We start from the raw sequence: 21099 nt of genomic DNA, 5'->3' as shown, positions 1-21099 counted from the left end.
CTTTCTCCTCCTTCGGGCCTGGCGGCCCGAAGGAGGAGAAAGAACTATTCAGCAGGCAGGGAGCTGGAGGTGACGAGGGTGCGGATGGCGCCCAGGGCGACCGAGAGCGTTGCCAGGTCGAAGCTGTCGCTCTCCCAGATCTCGCTCAGCGTCTGCTGGGCTCGCTGGACGGCGGGCTTGTTCTTGTCCGCCCAGTGGATCATTCGCTCCTCGGGGTTGCCGACCGGGCCGCTGGTGACGAGGACGTCGCGGGTGAGGGCGGAGTGCGCGGCGTACAGGTCGTCGCGGAGGGCGGAGCGGGCCATCGAGCGCCACTTGTCGTCGCGCGGGAGCGCGATGATGCGTTCGCGCAGACGGGACAGCTGGAGCCGGTCCGCCAGGTCGAAGTAGATCTCGGCGACCTCCTCCACCGGACGTCCCGTGTCGTGCGCGATGCCGACCACGTCGAAGGTGGAGTAGGCGGGGACGAACGTGGCGCACTGCTCGGCCAACTCGTCCGGGACGCCCAGCTCGGCGAAGCCGTCGCGGCGCTGCTCGAAGGCCGCGAGGTCCAGCCCGACGAGCAGCTTCGACAGGTGCGCGCTCAGGGTGGCCGCGCCGCCGCAGAAGAAGTCGATCGTCTCCTGGATGTCGAACGGGGGGCGCCGGTTGTGCAGCAGCCAGCGGGCGCCGCGCTCGGTGAGCTTGCGGGCCTCCAGCAGCATGGCGACCTGCGTCGACTCCTCCACCTGGTGCGACAGGTTCTCCACCGACCGCCAGAACCGCGGCATCTGGAAGACGTCGCGGGCGACGAGGTAGGCGCGGGCGATGTCGGACGAGGAGGCGCCCGTCTCCTCGTTCATCCGGAACACGAACGTGGAGCCGCTCGCGTTGACCACGTCGTTCACCACGGCGGTCGTGATGATCTCGCGGCGGAGCGGGTGCCGGTCCATGTAGGGCCGGAACCGCTCGCGCAGGGGCGTCGGGAAGTAGTCGACCAGCCACGACTCCAGGTAGGGGTCGTCGGCGAGGTCGGAGGCGACGAGGTCGGCGTCCAGCGCGAGCTTGGCGTAGGCGAGCAGCACCGAGAACTCGGGGCTGGTCAGCCCGTGGCCGGACTGGCGGCGCTCGGCGAGGGCCTTGTCGTCCGGCAGGGCCTCCAGGCGCCGTTTCAGGCGGCCGTCGCGCTCCAGCTTGCGCATGTACCGGGCGTGGACGTGCAGCATCGCGGGCGCCTGCGCGCGGGACGCGGCGAGGACCACGTTCTGCGCGTAGTTGTCGCGAAGGACGAGCCGCCCCACCTCGTCGGTCATCTCGTAGAGCAGCCCGTCGCGCTGCTTGCCGGCCAGTTCGCCGTCCCGCACCGCCTGGTCGAGCAGGATCTTGATGTTGACCTCGTGGTCGGAGGTGTCGACGCCCGCGGAGTTGTCGATGAAGTCGGTGTTGATCAGGCCGCCGCCGCGCGCGAACTCGATGCGGCCGAGCTGGGTCACGCCGAGGTTGCCGCCCTCGCCGACGACCTTGCAGTGCAGCTCGGCGCCGTCCACGCGGACGGGGTCGTTGGCCTTGTCGCCGACGTCGGCGTTGTTCTCGGTGGACGCCTTGACGTAGGTGCCGATGCCGCCGTTCCACAGCAGGTCGACCGGCGCCCGCAGGATGGCCCGGATCAGCTCGAAGGGCGGAAGGGACTTCACGCCGTCGCCGAGCCCGAGCGCCGCCCGGACCTGCGGGGTGATCTGGATCGACTTGACGGAGCGGGAGAACACGCCGCCGCCCTTGGAGAGCAGCGAGGTGTCGTAGTCGGCCCAGCTGCTGCGCGGCAGCTCGAACAGCCGCCGGCGCTCGGCGAAGGAGGCGGCGGCGTCCGGGTCGGGGTCGAGGAAGATGTGCCGGTGGTCGAACGCGGCGACCAGCCGGATGTGCTCCGACAGCAGCATCCCGTTGCCGAACACGTCCCCGGACATGTCGCCGATGCCGACGACGGTGAAGTCCTCGTTCTGGATGTCCTTGCCGAGGGCCCGGAAGTGGTACTTCACCGACTCCCAGGCGCCGCGGGCGGTGATGCCCATCCCCTTGTGGTCGTAGCCGACCGAGCCGCCCGAGGCGAACGCGTCGCCCAGCCAGAACCCGTACTCGGCGGCGACGCCGTTGGCGATGTCGGAGAACGTCGCGGTGCCCTTGTCGGCGGCGACGACCATGTAGGTGTCGTCGCCGTCGTGGCGGACGACGTTCGGCGGCGGGACGACCTTGCCGTCCACGAGGTTGTCGGTGAGGTCGAGCAGGCCGGAGATGAAGTCCTTGTAGCAGTCGATGCCGGCCTTCTGCCACGCCTCCCGATCCACGGACGGGTCGGGCAGCTGCTTGCCGACGAAGCCGCCCTTGGCGCCCGCCGGGACGATGACGGTGTTCTTCACCGCCTGCGCCTTGGCCAGGCCGAGGATCTCGGTGCGGAAGTCCTCGCGCCGGTCCGACCAGCGCAGCCCGCCGCGCGCGACCGACCCGAACCGCAGGTGCACGCCCTCGACCTTCGGCGAGTACACGAAGATCTCGTAGGTGGGGCGGGGCAGCGGCAGGTCCGGGATGCCCGCGGGGTCGAACTTCATCGCCAGGTACGGCTTGTTCTGGTAGTGGTTCGTGCGCAGGGTCGCCTGGACGAGCGCCAGGTAGGAGCGCAGGATGCGGTCCTCGTCGAGGCTCGCGACGTCGTCCAGCTTGCCGCGGATCTCCTCGGTGATGCCGTCGCTGCGCTCCTCCTCGCCGCCCTGCAGGGTCGGGTCGAGCCTGCTCTCCCACAGCCGGATGATCAGCCGGGTGATGGAGGCGTTGCGCAGCAGCACCTCCTCGAAGTAGCGCTTGGAGAACGCCGCGCCCGCCTGCCGCAGGTACAGGGCGTAGGCCCGCAGGACCATCGCCTGCCACCAGGTCAGGCCGACGTGCAGGACGAGCGCGTTGAAGCCGTCGTTCTCGATGTCGCCGCGCCACAGGACCATGAACGCGTCCTGGAACAGGTCCTTGACGGCCTCTTCCGGGACGTCGGCGGGCGGCGAGTACCGCAGCCCGAGGTCGTAGATCCAGAACCGGCGGCCGTCGGAGGGGTTGATCTCGTACGGCCGCTCGTCGATGACCTCGACGCCCATGTTCTGCAGCAGCGGCAGCACCCGCGACAGCGAGATCGGCTCGCCCATCCGGTAGATCTTCAGCCGCCGCTCGCCGGGCCCGGCGCCGGCGGGCTCGTACAGGTCGATCGAGGTGTCAGTGGCCTCGTCGAGCGCGTCGAGGCGGCGCAGGTCGGCGACGGCGGTGCGGGCCGGGAAGTCGGCCTTGTAGCCCTCGGGGAACGCCTCGCCGAACGAGCGGCCGAGCGTTCCGGAACGTTCCTCCCCGCACTGGTCGACGATCGCGTCGGCGAGGTCGTCCTCCCAGGAGCGGGTCGCGTCGGCGAGCCGCTCCTCCAGCTCCGCGACGTCGACGTCCGGCAGCGGGCGGCCGCGCTCGCCGCGGACCACGACGTGCAGCCGGGCCAGGTTCGACTCGGTCACGTTCGCGCTGTAGTCGACGCTGACGCCCTCGAACGCGTCCTTGAGGAGGTCCTGGATGCGCAGCCGGACCTTGGTGGTGTATCGGTCGCGCGGCAGGTAGACCATGCAGGACATGAAGCGTCCGTACAGGTCCTTGCGCAGGAACAGCTTGAGCTGGCGGCGCTCGCGCAGCCGCAGGACGCCGAGGGAGATCTTCAGCAGGTCGTCCACCGAGATCTGGAACAGCTCGTCGCGCGGGTAGCTCTCCAGGATCTCGATGAGGTCCTGGCCGTCGTAGCTGTCGGGGGTGAACCCGGCCCGCTCCAGCACCTCGTCGAGCTTGGGCCGCAGGACGGGCACGTGCGCGATCGACTCGCTGTAGGCGACGTGCGTGAACAGGCCGAGGAACCGGCGCTCCCCGATCACCTCGCCGCCCGCGTCGAACTTCTTCACCCCGATGTAGTCCAGGTACAGGGGGCGGTGGACGGTGGAGCGCGAGTTCGCCTTGGTGAGGACGAGCAGGCGCTTCTCCTTCGCCTTCTCGCGGACCTCCGGCGGCAGCGCGGCAAAGCCGGCGGACTCGCGCTTGTCCATGCGCAGCACGCCGAGGCCCGAGCCGGGCTCGGGGCGCAGCGCCGTGCCGTCCTCGGTGAGCGTGTAGTCGCGGTAGCCGAGGAACGTGAAGTGCCCGTCGGCCAGCCAGTCGAGCAGCTCGACGCCCTCGCCGATCTCCTTGTCGGACAGCGGCGGCGGGACCTCCTGGACCGCGGTCGCGATCTCGTGGGCGCGGGCGCGCATCTTGGGCTCGTCCTCGACGGCGACGCGCACGTCCTGCAGGACGCGGATCAGGTCCTTCTCCAGCACGTCCAGGACGGCCTGGTCGGTGGTGCGGTCGACCTCGAAGTGCATCCACGACTCGTCGACGTCGGTGTCGCTGTCGTGCTTGCCGCGGAACGCCCGCAGGTGGCCCGCGACGTCCCGGTCGACGCCCAGCAGCGGGTGGACGATCATCTGGGTGGCGAACTGGTGCCGGCTGAGCTCCATCGTCACCGAGTCGACCAGGAACGGCATGTCGTCCGTGACGACCTGGACGACGGTGCGGCCGGGGTTCCAGCCGTCCTCCTCCAGCGTCGGCGTGAAGACGCGCACCTTCGCGCGTCCCTGCGGCCGCTCCTCGCCGAGCGCGCGGTGCGCCATCGCGGCCCCGCAGACGGCGGCCGGGTCGCGCTCCACCAGGTCCTCGCGCGCGACCTGCCGGTAGTAGAGGCGGAGGTAGGCGAGGACCTCCTCCACGTCCCCGCGCGCGTCCGGACGCCGCGCGCACGCCTCGGCGGCCCGCCGGAGCAGGTCGTCCTTCGCTTGATCGAGCATGCCGCTCATCGACAATCTCCCCTTGAGACCCATCGCCACCTCGTTGTGGCGCCGCTCACTGCACGAGCGTAACCAGGAATCGCCGCAAAGCCGACCTGGTCCTGTGCATGGCCGACGTGGCCTATCCCACCTTGCCAGGACGCCGGGGGCGACTCCGGGTGATCTTGGAAATCGGAGGGTGCGGGTGTCAGCCCGTGCCCTGCGCGCCCGTCCCCGTGCCCGTGCCCGTCCCCGTGCCGGTGCCGTCACCCGGGTTGGTGCCGCCGTCTCCGGGGTCGGTCGGACCGGGGTCGGTGGGCGTGCCCGGGTCGGTGGGCGTGCCGGGGTCGGTGGGCGTGCCGGGGTCGGTCGGCGTCGCGGTCGGCGAGCCGGTCGGGGTCGGGGACCCCGTCGGCGTGGGACTACCGGTGGGCGTCGGGCTGCCGGTGGGCGTCGGGTCGTAGGACGCCGGCGGCTCCTCCTGCACGGGCCGGCGGGTCGTCGGCGGCGCGGTGGTGGGCACGACGTCGGTCGAGGCGGGCGGCGCGCTCGGGTCGCTGACCTTGCGGCCCGCCTTGCCGCTGTCGCCGGAGCCGAGCAGCAGGACGGAGGAGACCACGATGAACGCGACCACCAGGGCGGCCGCCCCGGCGAGCACGGCGGAGCGTCCCGAACCGGCGAGCGAGCGCCGCAGACCGCCGCCCTTCCCGGCGGCGCCGGGCAGGGTGTCGTCGGCGCCCCATGCGGCGGGCGCGCCGGGCGGACCGGACCCGTAGGCGTCCGGGACGTCCCCGGCGGCCTCCGCCGGGGACGCGAAGGCGTCGTCGTCGAAGACGGGGCTCTCGGCGAGGCCCGCGTCGTCGGCGAGCGCGGCGGCGGGCTCGAACGCCTCGTCGCCGTCGCCGCCCTCGGCCGCGAGGACGGACCCGGCGGCCAGCATCGCGGTCTCGTCGGTGTCGCCGGACGGGCGGGCGGCCGGGCGCGCCGCGGCCTCCTCGTGCCCGAGCAGCCGCATCAGCACCTGCCGGGCGCCCGGGCGGCGGGAGGGGTCCTTGTCCAGGCAGTCGACCACCAGGTCGCGCAGCGGGCCGTCGAGGCCGCCGAGCTCCGGCTCCTCGTGCAGGATCCGGTTGATCACGGCGGGGATGGTGTCCTGCCCGAAGGGCGGCTCCCCGGTCGCGGCGTACGCCAGCGTCGCCGCCCAGCAGAACACGTCCGCGGGTGTCCCGACCTCGTCGCCGCTGATCTGCTCGGGCGCCATGTAGGACGGGGTGCCGATCACCCGGCTGGTGAGGGTGGTGCCGCCGCTGAGCGCGCGGGCGACGCCGAAGTCGATGACGCGCGGGCCGTCGGGGCCGATCAGCACGTTGTGCGGCTTGAAGTCGCGGTGCACGATGTCGGCCTGGTGGATGGCGGCGAGGGCCGTGGCGGTGCCGACGGCGAGCCGGTCGAGCGCGGCGCCGGCGAGCGGGCCGTGCTCCAGCACCTGCTGGTTCAGCGAGGGGCCCGGCACGTACTCGCTGACGATGTAGGGGCGGTCGCCGGTCGCGTCGGCGTCGATCACCTGCGCCGTGCAGAACGGCGCCACCTGCTTGGCGACCTCCAGCTCGCGCAGGAAGCGGGCGAGCGCCTTCTCGTCGGACGTCAGCTCGGCGTGCAGCAGCTTGATCGCGACCTGCCGGCCGTCCTCGGCCACGCCGAGGAACACCGTGCCCTGGCCGCCCTCGCCCACCCGGCCGATCAGGGCGTAGGTTCCCAGCCGGTCCGGGTCTCCGGACCGCAGCGCCCCAACCTCCATGAGTGGAACCGTCCCTCTCCTTGATCGGCGAATCGAGCGGGCCCGACCCGAGTTCACCCCTCCGACTGTGTGACGCGCGAGGCCGGAGTCGAGTTCACCCGATCCCGCGACCATTCGGAGCGATACGGACGATCATCTCCGCGTGCGGGCTTTGGGTCGTAGACCACCCTAATGGCGTTACTTCCCCCAGCGTCGAGGGCGCGCCCACTGTCACTACGGAAGGGGCGTCGCCGGAGACAGTGTCACCGGCGGGGCGGGGGCGTACAAGCGGAACGCTGCCACACGCGGGAGACTGAGCCCATGGCGACACTCGACGGCCGCCGCGTTCGCACGCGCGCCGAACTCATGGACGAGCACGGGCTCGGCCGCAGCACCCTGGAGAAGTGGTACCGCGAGCGCGCCTCCAACGGCCACCCCGAGCCGGTGGGCACGGTCGGCTCGCAGCTCGCGTGGGACGCCGCCGAGTGGGACCGCTGGTACGCGGCGCGCCGGACCCGGGACGTCCCGCCCGGCCTCGCCACCCGCGACGAGCTGGCGGAGCGCCACGGGCTCAGCCGCCACCGCCTCAAGCAGCTCTGGGCGGACCGCGCGTCCAACGGCCACCCCGACGTCGCGCACCGCGCCGGCAAGGCCCTGTACTGGGACGAGGCCGCCTGGACGGCCTGGTACCGCGCCCTGGGGGAACGCCCCGCCGAGGAAGGGCCGGACGACCTGGTCACCCTGGCGGAGGCCGCACGCATCCTCGGCCTGGCGCAGACGAGCGTCACCGTCTACGCCAGGCGCCCGCCCGCGGGCTGGCCCGAACCCGCCAGGGTGGAGCCGCTGGCAGGGGGACGCGTGCGGCGGCTGTACCGCCGCCGCGACGTCCTCGCCTACGCGGCCGCTAAGGGGTGAAGTGGGTGAGCACCTCGGGGTTGGCCATGGAGTCGCGGTTGGCGGCCCTGTCGACCGGGGTGCCCTGGAGGATCTTGCGGACGGGGACCTCCAGCTTCTTGCCGGACAGCGTGCGCGGGATGCCGGGCACGGCGGTGATCTCGTCCGGGACGTGCCGGGGCGACAGCGCCGACCGGATCCGCCTGCGGAGGTCCGCCGCGAGCTCGTCGGTGAGCGCCGCGCCCTCCGCGAGCTGGACGTACAGGAGCAGCCGGCCCTCCTGGCCCAGCCGCCCGGTGTCGATGACGAGGCTGTCGCTGATCTCGTCGAACGCCTCGACGACGCGGTAGAAGTCGGCGGTGCCCATGCGGATGCCGCCGCGGTTGAGGGTGGAGTCGGACCGCCCGTAGATCACGCAGCCGCCGTCCGGCAGGACCTTGATCCAGTCGCCGTGCCGCCACACGCCCGGGTACATGTCGAAGTAGGAGTCGCGGTAGCGCTCGCCGCCCTCGTCCTTCCAGAAGAAGACGGGCATGGACGGCATGGGCTCGGTGATGACCAGCTCCCCCACCTCGTCGATCACCGGCTTGCCGTCCTCGCCGAACGCCTCCACCTTGGCGCCGAGGCCGCGGCACTGGATGACTCCGGCGCGCAGCGGCAGGAGCGGCGACGGGCCGACGAAGCCGGTGCACAGGTCGGTTCCGCCGGAGAACGAGCCGAGCAGCAGGTCGCGGCCGACCGCCTCGTACACCCAGGCGAAGCCCTCGGGCGGGAGCGGCGAGCCGGTGGAGCCGATGCCGCGCAGGGCGGACAGGTCGAGTTCCTCGCCGGGGCGGCGCCCCTCCTTCGCCGAGGCGGAGATGTAGGGCGCGCCGACCCCCATGTAGGTGACGCCGTTCTCGGCGGCGAGCGTCCACAGGTCGAGGGGCGCCCCGTCGTACATGACGACGGTCGACCCCACCAGCAGGCCGCCGATGAGGTAGTTCCACATCATCCAGCCGGTGGTGGTGTACCAGAAGAACACGTCCTCGGGGCCGAGGTCCTGGTGGAAGGACAGCGCCTTGAGGTGCTCCAGGACCACGCCGCCGTGGCCGTGGACGATCGGCTTCGGCAGCCCGGTCGTGCCGGACGAGTACACGACCCACAGCGGATGGTCGAAGGGGACGTCCTCGAACTCCAGGGTCTCGTGGCCCTGGCGGGGCAGGTCGGCGTAGTGCATGCCGGCGCGCAGGCCCTCCGGCGTCGCGGCCGGGTCCAGATACGGGACGAGCACGGTGGCGGCGAGGGTCGGCAGCGCGGCCTCGATCTCCCCGACGATCTCGCGGCGGTCGAACCGCTTGCCGTTGTAGGCGTAGCCGTCCACGGCGATCAGTACCTTCGGCTCGATCTGCGCGAACCGGTCGACCACCGAGGAGGACCCGAAGTCGGGAGAGCACGACGACCACACCGCCCCCAGCGACGCCGTGGCCAGGAAGCAGACCAGCGCCTCGGGGATGTTCGGGATGTAGGCGGCGACCCGGTCGCCCTTGCCCACGCCCAGTTCGGCCAGGCCCGCGCGCACCTGCGCGACGTGCAGGCCCAGCTCCCGGTACGACAGCAGCCGGTGCCCGCCCGCCTCCGAACGGAAGACGACCGCCGTCTCGTCGGGCGACTCCTGGACCCGGCGCAGCGCGTTGGCCGCGTAGTTGAGGGTCGCGCCCGGGAACCACTTCAGCCCGTCGACCGGCATGGGCCCGCCCGCCCGGACGGGCCCGTCGCCGCGCTCGCCGACGACGTCGAAATACGACCAGATCGCGTCCCAGAACGCGTCGACCTCCGTGACCGACCACTGCCAGAGCTCGTCGTAGGACTCCTTGAGGACGCCCCGGTCCCCCAGCCAGTGGGCGAACCGCGTCACCCGCGCGTTCGCGACCACCTCCTCCGACGGCTCCCACAGCGCCGAACCCTCGGATACCTCCCGGGCCATCTCTCTCCCTCCCCGCCGCGCCACGCTGCGCGGCCATCCCAATATCGGGCCCGCCCGGCACACCGCGCAACCTGCCCGCCACGCCCGCCGCCAAGCCCCGGAACCCGTCCTATCGCAGGTCAAAACGCGGCCCCGGGCAACCCCGCGCCCCCACACAGACCCGGGCGCGCACATCCTCCGTCCCCACACATCGCAAGAACGGGCAGCTCATGGAGCGCACACCGTCGGGCGCGGTGGTGTGTCGGCCGCCGCACCGGGACGCGCCCTCCCGGAGGGATCAGCCCCGCTGGGGGCGGCAGTTCTGACCGCTGACCCTGACCGGCCCCTCGGCCCAGCCGGACTGGCAGCGGTAGGTGCTGTCGTCGCGGCGGTCGATGACGGTGAAGTCCGAGATCGGCCCCCACCGGCCGGGGCCGCAGGTCCGCCCGAAGACCTGGGGGTACCGCGACTCCACCTGCTCGCACACGAACATCTCTCCGGCGCTTTCCGCCGAGGCCCGGGCGGGATCGGCCGGGGGCGTGGTGAGCAGGAGCGCGGCGGCGCCGAGAGCGGCGGCGAGGACGGTGGACAGGGCGACGGCACGACACGGCACGGCAATCACTCCTTGACGTCAAGTGATTACTCGAAGTTACCGAGGGTGTGTGGGCGGCGTCGCCTTTCCGAGGTGACAACCTTGTCTCACCCTGCCCGCCTTCTCACATGCGGGTCAGGTCGGCGACCGCGCTCACCACCGCGTCCGTGTCGGCGAGCGTGGCCAGGACCTGGTCCGCGCCGGCGGCGCGGAGCTCGGCCTCGGTGGCGCTCCCGGTGGCGACGGCGAGGATCGGCGAGCCGGCGATGTGCGCGGCCTGGACGTCGCGGGGCGAGTCGGCGACGTAGACGGTCGCGGACTCGGGGTAGCGGGCGCCGTGGCGCTCGCCGGCGCGGGCGCGGGCGACCTCCAGGAGGGCGGCCTTGCTGTAGACGCCGTTCTCGTACCCGCCGGCCTCCAGGTCGAGGCGTCCGGCGAGACCCAGCTCGGTCACCTTCAGCACCGCGTTCGGCTGGAGGGACCCCGTCAGCACCGACTGGACGACGCCGGGCACGTGCGCGAGCGCCTCCACGGCCTCCCCGGCGCCGGCCAGGACGCGGCCGTGCGCGCGCAGGTCGGCGCGGCGGCTCGCGAACGCCTCGGCCAGCGCGTCGAAGAAGGCCGGCAGGTGGTCGTCGGTGGTGACGACGTCGTTGAACGCGAGGGTCTCGAAGATGATCTCGGATTCGGTGCGGCCGGGGGTGGGCGCCAGGCGCAGCAGCGGGCGCCCGACGGTCCGCTGGAACGCCTCGGCGTAGGCGTCCCGGGTGATCCGCCCGACGTCGACCAGGGTGTGGTCGATGTTCCACAGCACGAGACGGTTCAGCGTCGACATCCCGTTCCCATGACGGCTCCAGGGGGTGTGCTCCGGCGCCGTCCGGCGGACGGCGAGGCGAGCCTATCGTCAAGCCTGCCACCCCTTCGACCGCCGGTGAAGGGGTCCCGGGGGCGCCCCCCAGAACGACGCCGCGCCTCAGCCCATGTGCGGGTAGCGGTGGTCGGTGGGCGGGACGAAGGTCTCCTTGATGGAGCGGGCGCTCGTCCAGCGGGTGAGGTTGAAGATCGAGCCGGCCTTGTCGTTGGTGCCGGACGCGCGGGCGCCGCCGAACGGCTGCTGGCCGACGATCGAGCCGGTCGGCTTGTCGTTGATGTAGAAGTTCCCGGCGGCGAAGCGGAGCCGCTCGGTGGCCTCGGCGATGGCGGCGCGGTCGTCGGCGATGACGGCGCCGGTCAGGCCGTAGTCCGAGACGCCCTCCATCTGGGTGAGGACCCTGTCGTAGTCGGTGTCGTCGTAGACGTGGACGCCGAGGATCGGGCCGAAGTACTCGGTGGTGAAGATCTCGTCGGTCGGGTCGGACGACTCCAGAACCGTGGGACGGACGAAGTAGCCGCGCGAGTCGTCCAGCTCGCCGCCGGCAAGCACTGCTGCGCTGTCGATCCGACGAGCGCGCTCGATGGCGCGGCGGTGCTTGGCGAACGCCCGGTCGTCGATCACGGCGCCCATGAAGGCCGACAGGTCGTCGGCGACGTCGCCCACGGTGAGGGCGTCCACCTCGGCGCAGAAGTCGTCGCGCATGCCGTCCCAGATGGAGCGCGGGACGTAGGCGCGGGACGCGGCGGAGCACTTCTGGCCCTGGTACTCGAAGGCGCCGCGGATCAGCGCCGTCTTCAGCACGGCGGGGTCGGCGGACGGGTGCGCGACGACGAAGTCCTTGCCGCCGGTCTCGCCGACGACCCGCGGGTAGCCCCGGTAGCCGGAGATGTTCTCGCCGATCGTCCGCCAGAGCTGCTGGAACGTGGCGGCCGAGCCGGTGAAGTGCAGGCCGGCGAGCTCGGGATGGCGCAGGGCCACCGCGGAGACGGCGGCGCCGTTGCCGGTGACCATGTTGATCACGCCGGGCGGGAGGCCGGCGGCCTCCAGCAGGCGCATCGTGTGGTGGGCGGCGAGCTGCTGCGTCGGGGACGGCTTCCACACCACGACGTTGCCCATCAGCGCGGGCGCGGTCGGCAGGTTCCCGGCGATCGCGGTGAAGTTGAACGGCGTGATGGCGAGGACGAAGCCCTCCAGCGGCCGGTACTCCAGCCTGTTCCACACGCCGAGCGGCGACAGCGGCTGCTGCTCGTGGATCTGCTGGGCGTACCGGACGTTGTACCGCCAGAAGTCGATCAGCTCGCAGGCGGCGTCGATCTCGGCCTGCTGCACCGACTTGGACTGGCCGAGGATCGTGGCGGCGTTGACCGTGGCCCGCCACGGCCCGGCCAGCAGCTCGGCGGCGCGCAGGAAGATCGCGGCGCGGTCGTCGAAGGGCATGGCCCGCCAGGCGGGCGCCGCCTCCCGCGCCGCGGCGATCGCCTCGGTCACGTCCGCCTCGGTCGCCTCGCCCAGCCGGCCGAGCACGTGCCCGTGGTCGTGCGGCTCCACGACGTCGACGGGCGTGCCCGCGCCCATGCGCCGCTCGCCCCCGATCGCCATGGTCAGCTCGGTCTGCGCGCCGCGCAGCTCCTTGATCCTCGCCTCCAGCGCGGCCCGCTCGGCGCTTCCCGGCGCGTACGTCCTGACCGGTTCGTTCATCGGAACCGGCACGGTGGTGACGGCGTCCATGACGTCCCCCTGCGATCCGGCGGCATTGTTCGACGTGCCGGGGGACCTACCCCGCGCCGGGGCCGCTAGTCGAGGAGGTCGCCGAGTTCCTGGGTGGCGTACCAGAGCAGCTCGTGGCCCTCGGCGCCGTCCACGGTGAAGCGGGCGTCCTCGTCTCCGGCGTCGGCGGCCGCGAGGGCCTGCGCGGCGGCGGCGACGTCGGGGACCGCGCCGGGGTCGTCGACATGACCGGAGGCGATCAGCTTCCAGGGGACGGGGGCGGCGAGCTCGACGAGGGCGCGGTCGCCGTTGCCGAGCGCCGCGTCGCCGCGCGGCCAGGAGACCTGGCCGTCGGGGACCTCGGCGGCCAGCACGACCCGGCGGCGCGGGACGGACGGGTCGGCGGCGAGCAGGCGCAGGGAGGCGCGGGCGGCGGCGGACATCGCCGCGTACTCCAGCTCCTCCTCGTCACCGCCCGCGTACCACTCGCGCAGCGCGGGCGTGACCGCGTGGGCGGCGAGCGGCGCGGGAGCGATCTCGCGCGCGGCGTGGACGCCGGCGAGCAGCGTGAGCGTGGACGGCAGGTAGACGCGCATGACGGTCAGCAAGTCTGCCAGACGGTCAGGGCAGCAGGTCCATTCCGCGCAGTTCGGCGATCGTGGTGTCGGGGGCGGTGTGCAGGATGCCGCGGATTCCGAGGGCCTGCGCGGCGCGGACGTTGTGCTCGATGTCGTCGATGAAGACGCACTCGGCGGCGGCGAGGCCGAGCAGGTCCAGGGCGTGCCGGAAGATCCGCTCGTCGGGCTTGCGCATCCCGACCTCGCAGGAGATGACGGTCGCGTCGAAGAGCTCGGCGAACAGGTCGCGGGGGTACTCGTTGCCCCAGGAGTTCGACAGCAGGGCGGTGCGGGCGCCCGCGGCGCGGACCGCGCGCAGCGTCTCGTACATCGGCTCGACCGGCGCGAACGCGCCGAACATCCGGGCGATGAGCCCGGCGGCCTCCACGGGGGCGCCGTCGACGGTGAGCAGCTCGGCCGCGAGGAGCCGCTCGAACTCGGCGGTCGGCAGGGTGCCGTCCTCCAGGCCGTGGATGGGGTTCGTCCCTGCGCCGTCGTAGGCCTGCTTCACCCAGGCGCGCATGACGGTCTTGTAGCGCTCGACGTCGATGCGGTCGGCGGTGAGCCAGACCTCGATGGCCTCGGCCAGGGGGGAGGTGAGGACGCCGCCCCAGTCGGTGATCACAGCTTTGACGCTCACGGGCCGATGGTAGGCGATCCCCGGCGAAACAACCGAATCCCGTTCTGTCAGAATGCGGGCCATGGACTTCGAACTCAGCCCGAAGGCACGCGACTACCGGGACCGGCTCCAGGAGTTCATGGACGCGCGCGTCCACCCGGCCGAGCCCGTCTACGCCGCCTGGCGGGCGGAGAACGACCCGCACGCGCTGCCTCCGGTCGTCGAGGAGCTGAAGGCCGAGGCGCGCGAGCGGGGCCTGTGGAACCTGTTCCTGCCGGACGTGTCCGGGCTGTCCAACCTGGAGTACGCGACGCTCGCCGAGCTGACCGGGCGCTCGCCCGACCTCGCCCCTGAGGCGGTCAACTGCGCGGCGCCCGACACCGGGAACATGGAAGTCCTGCACATGTTCGGCACGGACGAGCAGAAGGAGCGCTGGCTCCGGCCCCTGCTGGACGGCGAGATCCGCAGCGCGTTCGCGATGACCGAGCCGGGCGTCGCCTCCTCCGACGCCACCAACATCACCACCTCGATCGTCCGGGACGGCGACGAGTACGTGGTCAACGGCCGCAAGTGGTTCATCACCGGCGCCGCCGACGAGCGCTGCAAGATCTTCATCGTGATGGGCAGGACGGACCCCGGCGCGCCGCCGCACCGGCAGCAGTCGCAGGTGCTCGTGCCCCGCGACGCGCCGGGCGTGACGATCGTCCGGCACCTCCCCGTGTTCGGCTACCAGGACCAGCACGGACATTCGGAGATCCTCTTCGAGGACGTCCGTGTGCCCGCGTCGAACCTCGTAGCGGCCGAGGGCGACGGATTCATGATCGCCCAGGCGCGGCTCGGGCCCGGCCGCATCCACCACTGCATGCGGGCCCTCGGCATGGCGGAGCGGGCGCTGGAGCTGATGTGCCGGCGCGCGCTGTCCCGCGAGGCCTTCGGCGGGCCGCTGGCCGGGCAGGGCGTGGTCCGCGAGCGGATCGCCGAGTCGCGGATGGCGATCGAGCAGGCCCGGCTGCTGACCCTCAAGACCGCCTGGCTGATCGACCGGCACGGCGCCAGGGGCGCGCGGACGGAGATCGCCGCGATCAAGGTGGTCGTGCCGCGCATCGTTCACGAGGTGCTCGACCGCGCGATCCAGGTGCACGGCGCCGCCGGCGTCTCCGACGACACCCCGCTGGCGGCGATGTACTCCTGGGTCCGCGCGATGCGCATCTTCGACGGCCCCGACGAGGTCCACGTCCGCACCGTGGCCCGCCAGGAACTCCGTAAGTACGAGCACTGATTTATTGCATTTCTCTCCTCCTTCGGGCCTAGCGGCCCTGCTGTGCCTATTGCAGTGCCCTCCTCCTTCGGGCCCGGAGGGCCCTCCATCGTCGGGCGCTGCGGCGATCGCTGGCATCGCTCCGGCTCGCCTTGCGGCTCGCTGCGCGATCAGGTTCTCGCAAGCTCGAACCTGCCTTCGGACGCGATCGCGAGTGTTGGGTCGTCGCTGGTTGCGGCGGTGGCCGGTGTCGTCGCGATCGCGGGCTGAGGTGAGGGGCAGCTCGCTTGCTGTTCTATGCGGATCTGAGTCTCTGCAGGGCCTCGCGGACGCCGCCGTCGGTTTCCTCCAGGACCATCGTGGCGCGTGCCGCGGGGACCTCGCCGAGGAGCGAGACCAGGGCGACGCGGGTGTTGCCGCCCGCCTCGGACAGCGCGTTCTCGCAGGTGCGGGCGTCCATCCCGGTCGCCTCGGTGAGGATGCGCACCAGCCGGGCGCGCAGCTTGGAGTTCAGCGCGTTCACGCTGACCATCAGGTTGGAGTAGGTGCGCCCCATCCTGATCATCAGGGTGGTGGAGAAGGAGTTGAGCACCAGCTTGGTCGCGGTGCCCGCCTTCATCCGGGTGGAACCGCTGATCACCTCGGGCCCGGTGGCGAGCCCGATGTGCACCTCCACCTCGTCCCCGTACGGCGTGTGCGGGTTGCAGCTGATCAGCGCCGTGCGCGCCCCGACCGCGGCGGCGGCGCGCAGCGCCCCCACCACGTACGGGGTGCGTCCGCTCGCCGCGATGCCGACCGCGACGTCGCCCGCCCGGACGTCGCGGGCGTCCCGGCGGCCGAGCTCGACGTCGTCCTCCACGCCGGAGACCGCCTGCGACAGCGCGCCGGGGCCGCCGGCGTTGTGGGCCACGACCCGGCCCCAGATGCCGAAGGTGGGGGGAAGCTCGGCCGCGTCGAGGACCGCGAGCCGGCCGGACGTGCCGGCGCCGAAGTAGTGCACGCGGCCGCCCGCCCGCAGCGACTCCACGGCGAGGTCGACCAGCCGGGCGACCTCGGGCAGCACGGAGCCGACGACCCTCGGCACGGTCGCGTCCTCAGAGTTGATCAGGCGTAGCACCTCCATGGTCGGCAGCGTGTCGACGTCGAGGGTCCGGGGGTTCCGTCCCTCCGTGGGGAGCTCGCAATCGATCACCGACGCCTCCGGTCGGGTCGCACGGTCCGTCCGCGGACCGCCTCGTACGTGGCTTCGAGGGCCTTGCGGGTAGACCCGTAGGTGCGCTGCGCTACTCCGACGAAGAGGCAGTCCACCACCGTGAGCTGCGCCAGCCGGCTGGCGGTGGCGCCCGAGCGGAACGTCGTCTCCCGTGCGGCGGTCGTCAGGATCATGTCCGCGACCTCCGCGATGGGGGACTTCGGGAAGTTGGTGAGCCCCACGGTCCTCGCGCCCCGGGTCTTGGCGACCTCCAGCGCGTCGATGGTCTCCACGGTCGCGCCGGTGTGCGAGATGCCGATCGCCACGTCGCCGGGGCTCAGGACGGCGGCGCTGGTCAGCATGATGTGGGCGTCCGCCCAGGCGGAGCAGACCCGGCCGATGCGGTGCAGCTTCTGCTGGAAGTCGGCCGCGACGAACGCGCTCGCGCCGACGCCGTAGACGTCGACCCGGTTCGCGTTGACGACCGCGTCCACGACCTGCTCCAGCATCTTGATGTCGAGCTGGGAGGCGGTCTCCTCGACGGCCCGCGCGTCGGCGAAGGTGACCTTCTCCACGATCTGCTCTAGCGAGTCGTCGGGACTGATGTCGCTGCCGATGACCCGGCCGCCGGTGGCGCTCTGGGCCCGTCCCGCCTCGGTGGCGAGGGTCAGCCGCAGCTCTGGGTAACCATGGAACCCGATCGCCCGGCAGAACCTGATGACCGTGGTCTCGGAGGTGCCGCAGTTCTGGGCGAGCTCGGTGATGGTCGAGTTGGCGACCCCTTCGGGGTCGTCGATGACGCGTTGAGCGACTCTTCGCTCGGCGGGGGGCAGCGAGGGCAGCAGCGAACGGACCCGCACCACCGTGCTCAGCGGCGTGGCGTCCCTGTCCCTGCCCGCCGCGTCGTCCCGTGGCGCCGCGGGCTCCCCCGTGATCCCCCGCTCGGGGCCCCGGTCGGGGCCGATGGGTTTCCTCATGGAGGAAATTTTCTTACGCGCTGGATGTCACGTCAACGTTAGGAAAGGCTACGGTCGCCATGTGTTGACCCATTTGGCCGGTCCTTACGTGGTCGGTATCGACGCGGGTGGCACGAAGACCCGCTGCGTCGTGCTGACGCTCGGGGGAGCCCTGGCCGGTTCCGGCACCGGCCCAGGGGCCAACCCCAACTCTGGAGGCGACACCGCCGGGGCGCTGACCACCGCCCTGCGGGAGGCGCTCGGGGACCTAGACCGCACCCACATCCTCACCGGCGTGTTCGGCATCGCCGGCGCCGGCTCGGCCGGCCGGCCCGCCGCGGTCGCGGCGGCCCGGCGGGCCTGGCAGTCCGTCGGGCTGCGCGGCTCGCCCGCGGTGGTGACCGACATCGCGGTGGCGTTCGCCGCGGGGACCAGCGAGCCCAAGGGCATCGTGGTGTTCTCCGGCACGGGCGCCGGCGCGGCGGTCATCAACGACGGCGCGATCGTGCAGCGCGCGGACGGCTACGGCTGGCTCGTCGGTGACGAGGGTTCGGCGGTGTGGCTCGGGAAGGAGGCCGTCCGGGCCGCGCTCGCCGCCTACGACGGCCGCGGCTCCCCGACGCTGCTCACCGACTCGGTCCCCCGGGCGCTGCTCGGCCCCACCGTGGTGGCGCAGATCGACTCGGAACGGCGAAGACCCCGCCACCCCAGGGCGCTGGCCATGGCCGGCGCCCCTTCGCCGTCACCGGGCTCTCCCGTGCTGCCGCACCCCGCCGCGCTGTCCGCCGGCGGGCGCGCCACGGCCGTCCTCGCTCCCGAGTCCGCCTACCCGCCGTCCGCCCGCCACCCCGCCTGCGGCGGCGGGCCGCCGGGCCCGCACGGGCCGCCGTGCCATCCCGAGTCTCCCGGCGCCCCGCCCGATCCCCGCCTCGCCCAGGCGATCATCAAGGAGGTGTACGGCCGCCCGCCCGCGGCCCTCGGCCGCCTCGGCCCGGTGGTCGCCGCCGCCGCGGCCGCCGGCGATCCCGTGGCCAGGCGCATCACCGACGAGGCCGCGCAGTGGCTGCTGGCCGACGTCGACGCGGTGCGCCCGGCCTTGTCCGATCCCTGCGCACCGGTCGTGATGCACGGCTCGGTGCTCCGCGAAGGCCCCGTCGCCGAGGCCGTCCGCTCCGGGCTGCGCGACCGTTTCGCCGAGGCGCCGCGCAGCGCCGGCGACGGGGCCGTCGGCGCGGCCGGGATGGCGCTGCGCCGCCTCGGCCACCCCTTGCCGGGCTGAGCGCCGCCCCGCGGCGAAGGGCCGCCCGGCCCCGGCCCGGCCGATCCGGCCCGGCCGTCAGGTTCATCGCGATGGACCCCGCCAAAGATCCGCAATCGCCTGCGATCCAGGGGTCCATCGTGATTAAGCTGTGACCACGGTGGCAGCAGTGCCGCGGAAGCGGTCCCGATGGGGCCGTGTCCCGCGGGACCACCGGCCACAGGCGTGGCTCTACAGATCGGCTGCGTTGGTTCGCAGCGTCGTCCGCGCGGGATGTCCCTGACCGCGTGCGCCCCTTGGCCGGGTGCACGCCTGACGCATGCCCGCCCCTGCGCTCCCTGGCCCGGACGACGGCCGTCTCCGCACTCCACGTCGAACGAGGTCCCATGCACTCCCTGCCCAGGGCGCGCCGTCTCCGGCCTGCCCTCACCCGCCTGCCCCGCGCCCTCCGGACCCGGCCGCGCCGCGCGGCGATCGTGTTGGTCATCACATCGGTCCTGCTGGCGGCCGCCGCCGTCGTCGTCGGCTACGTCCGGACGCCGCTGCCGACGCGGCCGCAGGACGGCGTCACGGACGAGGGCTCCGCCGTCTACTACGCCGACGGCCGGACGCCGCTGTTCCGCCTCGGCGCCAACCGGGAGAACGTCCGGCACGGCCAGATCCCCGACCGGCTGCGCTGGGCGGTGCTCTCCGCCGAGGACCGCGGCTTCTACGGAGGCCACGGCGTCTCCCCCAGCGGGACGTTCCGCGCCCTCTGGAACAACGCGTCCGGCGGCGACACGCAGGGCGGCTCGACCATCACCCAGCAGCTCGCCCGCAACTACTTCAAGGGGCTCAGCCGCGACCGGACGATGGGCCGCAAGGTCAAGGAGATCTTCGTGGCGATGAAGCTCGACCGCAGCCGCGCCAAGGACGAGATCCTCGACCTGTACCTCAACACGATCTACTTCGGCCGGCAGACGTCCGGGGTGCAGGCGGCGGCCCGCGCCTACTTCGACAAGGACGTCTGGCAGCTCGACGTCGCCGAGTGCGCCCTGCTCGGCGCGATGATCCAGCGGCCGGCGTACTTCCGCACGCGGGGCGACGGCCCCGCGGCCCGCGCGCTGCGCGCCCGCTGGCGGTACGTCCTCGACGGGATGGTGTCGATGGGCCGCCTCGGCCGGGCCGAGGCCGACCGGCAGCGCTTCCCCCGGACCCAGGACGAGTGGACCGGCGTCGGCCTGTCCGGCCAGGACCTCCTCGTCCGGCACCGGGTCGAGGAGGAGCTCGCGAGCGTCGGCATCCCGATGGACAGCGTCGTCAACGGCGGCCTGAAGATCTACACCGGGCTGGACCAGCGCTGGATGCGGCACGCCGAGCAGGCCATGCGCGAGGCGCGGGAGCCGCGGTGGCCCGGGACCGTGCACGCCGGGCTCGTCGCCGTCGACTCCCGTACCGGCGAGGTCAAGGCGCTCTACGGCGGCGACCCGAAGCGCAGCCAGATCGACTCGGTGTTCGCGCCGGTCGCGCAGGCGGGCTCCACGTTCAAGCCGTACGTGCTGGCCGCCGCGCTCCGCAAGGGCCTCAGCGTCCGGACGAGGGTCAGCGGCCGCTCCCCGCAGAAGTTCGCGCCGAACGGTGACATCACGCCGATGACCGCGCCGGGCTACAAGGTCGACAACGACGAGGAGATCGGCTCGCTCGGCGCGATGGACCTGGTCAGGGCCACGGCCCTGTCGGTCAACACCGGATACGTGAAGGCCGCCCTGAAGACGGGGATCGCGGACGTCCAGGAGACCGCGCGGCTGTTCGGGGTGCCCGCCTCCGCGCTCGCGCCGTTCAGGGGGCAGGCCGGGATCGCGCTCGGCACCCCCGACGTCGCGGCCGTCACCCAGGCCGCCGGGTACGCGGCGTTCGCCAACGGCGGCACGGCCGTCGTCCCCACCTCGTCACCAGGGTCGTCGACGCGCACGGCCGGCGGGTCCCGCTGCCCTGGGACCGGCCGGGGCGCCGGGTGCTGAACGCCGAGCAGGCGGCGCAGGCCGCCTACGCGCTGCGGGCCACCGTCAGGAGCGGGACGGGCGAGCACGCGGCGCTGCCCGACCGGGAGGCCGCCGGGAAGACGGGCACCACCGACCACAACCGCGCCGCCTGGTTCGTCGGCTTCGTCCCCCAGGTCTCGACGGCCGTGGTCATCGGCAACGCCAGGCCCGCCCCGCTGCGGGATCTGCCCGGCTTCGCCGGGACGGTCTCCGGGAAGAACCTCCCGGCGACGATCTGGCGGTCCTTCATGGACAAGGCCGTCCGCGACCTGCCGGCCCGGCCGTTCCCCGAGCCCGCGTTCTCCGGCGTGGCCGCGAACTGGGTCGACGCCGACCCGGCGCAGCCGACCCCGTCCCGGCGCAAGCCCGGCGAGCCGGCGCCCGCCGGCCGGGACGGCGGGTCGCCGACGCTCGCGCCGACCCCCGCCGTGCCGCCGGAGGTCGCCCGTCGCAGGATCGCCGAGCAGAAGGCCCGCGAGAGCGCCGTCACCCCCACCCCGAACAGCTGAACCGGAAGAGATCGAGTCGACAGCGGCCCCCGG

General features: G+C 72.8%; 13 protein-coding genes and 1 pseudogene. 4 read left to right on the top strand and 10 right to left on the bottom strand.

Going from position 1 to position 21099, the window contains the following annotated elements:
• Positions 1–44 precede the first annotated feature (44 nt).
• Both AB0C87_RS10590 and AB0C87_RS10585 read right to left on the bottom strand, forming a co-directional pair.
• Complete coding sequence (locus AB0C87_RS10590) at positions 45–4877, bottom strand: NAD-glutamate dehydrogenase (protein WP_360577194.1); 4833 nt, start codon at positions 4875–4877, stop codon at positions 45–47.
• A gap of 178 nt (positions 4878–5055) precedes the next feature.
• Entirely contained in the window at positions 5056–6645 is a 1590-nt protein-coding gene (locus AB0C87_RS10585) for a protein kinase (protein WP_345177822.1), read from the bottom strand.
• Positions 6646–6945: 300 nt separating this feature from the next.
• On the opposite strand from AB0C87_RS10585, the gene AB0C87_RS10580 reads away from it, so the two are divergent.
• Positions 6946–7539 (top strand): hypothetical protein, encoded by a 594-nt coding sequence (locus AB0C87_RS10580; RefSeq protein WP_345177821.1) that lies wholly within the window; start codon positions 6946–6948, stop codon positions 7537–7539.
• Here the strand turns inward: AB0C87_RS10580 and AB0C87_RS10575 are convergent.
• The 6 genes from AB0C87_RS10575 to AB0C87_RS10550 form a co-directional block, all read right to left on the bottom strand.
• A complete protein-coding gene (locus AB0C87_RS10575) occupies positions 7529–9484 on the bottom strand; it encodes an acetoacetate--CoA ligase (protein ID WP_345177819.1) in 1956 nt (651 codons plus the stop codon). The genes AB0C87_RS10580 and AB0C87_RS10575 overlap by 11 nt on opposite strands.
• Before the next feature lie 277 nt (positions 9485–9761).
• Positions 9762–10076 (bottom strand): hypothetical protein, encoded by a 315-nt coding sequence (locus AB0C87_RS10570; RefSeq protein ID WP_345177817.1) that lies wholly within the window; start codon positions 10074–10076, stop codon positions 9762–9764.
• A 103-nt stretch (positions 10077–10179) separates the two neighbouring features.
• Positions 10180–10890 (bottom strand): haloacid dehalogenase-like hydrolase, encoded by a 711-nt coding sequence (locus AB0C87_RS10565; protein WP_353832099.1) that lies wholly within the window; start codon positions 10888–10890, stop codon positions 10180–10182.
• A gap of 138 nt (positions 10891–11028) precedes the next feature.
• Entirely contained in the window at positions 11029–12657 is a 1629-nt protein-coding gene (pruA, locus tag AB0C87_RS10560; RefSeq protein ID WP_360577193.1) for an L-glutamate gamma-semialdehyde dehydrogenase, read from the bottom strand.
• A gap of 65 nt (positions 12658–12722) precedes the next feature.
• Positions 12723–13232, bottom strand: coding sequence for a hypothetical protein (locus AB0C87_RS10555; RefSeq protein ID WP_345177890.1), 510 nt, complete (start codon positions 13230–13232; stop codon positions 12723–12725).
• A gap of 25 nt (positions 13233–13257) precedes the next feature.
• Complete coding sequence (locus AB0C87_RS10550; RefSeq protein WP_360577192.1) at positions 13258–13893, bottom strand: HAD family phosphatase; 636 nt, start codon at positions 13891–13893, stop codon at positions 13258–13260.
• 61 nt (positions 13894–13954) lie between these two features.
• Between AB0C87_RS10550 and AB0C87_RS10545 the strand changes: the two genes are divergently transcribed.
• Positions 13955–15151: an acyl-CoA dehydrogenase family protein gene (locus AB0C87_RS10545; protein WP_360577191.1), complete on the top strand. Its 1197-nt coding sequence runs from the start codon at positions 13955–13957 to the stop codon at positions 15149–15151.
• A gap of 274 nt (positions 15152–15425) precedes the next feature.
• On the opposite strand, the gene murQ is transcribed toward AB0C87_RS10545, so the two are convergent.
• Both murQ and AB0C87_RS10535 read right to left on the bottom strand, forming a co-directional pair.
• Complete coding sequence (gene murQ / locus AB0C87_RS10540; RefSeq protein ID WP_345177808.1) at positions 15426–16322, bottom strand: N-acetylmuramic acid 6-phosphate etherase; 897 nt, start codon at positions 16320–16322, stop codon at positions 15426–15428.
• Positions 16319–17299 carry a MurR/RpiR family transcriptional regulator gene (locus AB0C87_RS10535; RefSeq protein WP_345177806.1) on the bottom strand — a complete coding sequence of 327 codons (981 nt, stop codon included), beginning with the start codon at positions 17297–17299 and terminating at the stop codon, positions 16319–16321. The genes murQ and AB0C87_RS10535 overlap by 4 nt, the downstream gene beginning before the upstream one ends.
• 61 nt (positions 17300–17360) lie before the next feature.
• Here AB0C87_RS10535 and AB0C87_RS10530 point away from each other — a divergent pair, with 61 nt between their 5' ends.
• Entirely contained in the window at positions 17361–18557 is a 1197-nt protein-coding gene (locus AB0C87_RS10530; protein WP_345177804.1) for a BadF/BadG/BcrA/BcrD ATPase family protein, read from the top strand.
• Between the two features lie 365 nt (positions 18558–18922).
• Positions 18923–21066: pseudogene (locus AB0C87_RS10525) on the top strand (transglycosylase domain-containing protein).
• The last annotated feature ends 33 nt before the right edge of the window (positions 21067–21099 follow it).

This window comes from Actinomadura sp. NPDC048021, assembly GCF_040653135.1.
Taxonomy (GTDB): Bacteria; Actinomycetota; Actinomycetes; order Streptosporangiales; family Streptosporangiaceae; genus Spirillospora; species Spirillospora verrucosospora.
This window is presented reverse-complemented; position numbering and strand designations above follow the sequence as displayed.